Consider the following 1,053-nt stretch of genomic DNA (forward strand, 5'->3'; position numbering starts at 1 on the left):
GGAAAACCGTGCAATTCCATGCCGTGGTTGGCGCGTTTGGAGAGGAGGCCGCCGACCAGAGTGTGACCTGGGCGGTATCGGGCAGCACCTCGGCAGATACGGTCATTGACACAAACGGTTTGCTGACCGTGGGGGCGGATGAAACGATAGACGGCACGCTCACCATCACGGCCACCGCCACTGGCGGAGCGCCCTATACCGGGCAAATCGGGACAATGCAGGTGAAGGTGGGGCAGATGACCCTTGACACCATTATCCCCGGTTCCACCGATACCGTGACAATCGACGGAATCGAGTGGTATTGCCTGGTGAAGGATGACGGAAAGGCATTGATTTGGGCGAAAGAACCGATAGAGGAGCGGATTTTTGGCAGTAATAATGTCTGGCAGACCTCTACGTTAAGAACTTATTTAAACGGCGACTGGCTGGAAAGCACCACAGTGTTGAAAGAAAAGGCGGTGGAAACGGACATCACCACTCGCAGTCAAATTAACGCGACGGACTGGATTACCACCTCGGACAAGGTATTCCTGCTCTCCGAGGCGGATTTGTTCGGCACCTTTGACCGGACTACCACAACTGACACGCGGGACTATACCTACGGAAACAGCATTATTGTTCCGGACGAGAACATGAGGAAATTTACGGGCGGTAGTTACGTCTGGTTGCGTTCGCCGTCTTACGCTGTCGGTCGCGTGGCTTATGTCACTACTTCAGGCGCTCTCGTCAGCAATTACAGTATTGTCATGGGTGCGCTCGGCGTACGCCCCGCTTTGTGGGTCAGCTTGGCATCCTGAAGGTAAGCAGTACCTCTTTCACCTCTCCATATATAAGGCGGCCGCGCCTTCCCACATTTTCCGTGCGGGAAGCGCGCCGCTGCCTGCCATGGGCTTTCGCCGGATGCAGATTTCGGTTTGGAAAACCCGCGGCAGAAAGCGGCAAACCATGAAATCTACTGAATGAAAGGAGGGCTTTGCCATGCGAGCAGGGATATACCGGGCGGTCAGTGTGCTCCTGACGGCTTGGTTCCTTCTTTCCAGCCTCCTGACCGGC

Annotated in this window: 2 protein-coding genes; one reads left to right on the plus strand and one right to left on the minus strand. The window is 55.6% G+C overall.

Annotated features, from left to right (window positions below; all coding sequences use genetic code 11):
• On the plus strand, positions 1-797 hold a 797-nt coding region (locus tag H8730_RS17360; RefSeq protein ID WP_249290304.1), incomplete at its 5' end, for a DUF6273 domain-containing protein.
• Between the two features lie 18 nt (positions 798-815).
• Here the strand turns inward: H8730_RS17360 and H8730_RS17365 are convergent.
• Positions 816-1,053, minus strand: a 238-nt coding sequence (locus H8730_RS17365; RefSeq protein ID WP_249290305.1) for a hypothetical protein, incomplete at its 5' end; no start/stop codon positions are given.

Source organism: Bianquea renquensis (genome assembly GCF_014384895.1).
Classification (GTDB): domain Bacteria; phylum Bacillota; class Clostridia; order Lachnospirales; family Bianqueaceae; genus Bianquea; species Bianquea renquensis.